This is a genomic window from Methylophaga sp. UBA5088 (assembly GCF_002414625.1).
Lineage (GTDB): Bacteria > Pseudomonadota > Gammaproteobacteria > Nitrosococcales > Methylophagaceae > Methylophaga > Methylophaga marina.
This window is the reverse complement of sequence record NZ_DIAC01000101.1, coordinates 387-649: the sequence shown is the minus strand read 5'-3', so window position 1 is coordinate 649 and position 263 is coordinate 387.

The following is a 263-nucleotide window of genomic DNA, read 5'->3' as shown; positions in this document are numbered from 1 at the left end:
CAGCGCAGCCATCGGACTCGGGCGCCGAGATTGGGCTGGTTTGGGTCACCACCCTTATGACCACATTGGGTATCTGACAAGCTGCATGAGTTATCTGGTACTGGCCCGCAAGTGGCGCCCCAAAAAATTTGCCGAAGTTGTCGGCCAGCAGCACGTATTACGTGCGCTGATCAATGGTCTTGACCAAGACCGCTTACATCATGCTTTTTTGTTTGCCGGCACCCGCGGAGTGGGTAAAACCACATTGGCTAGAATATTTGCCA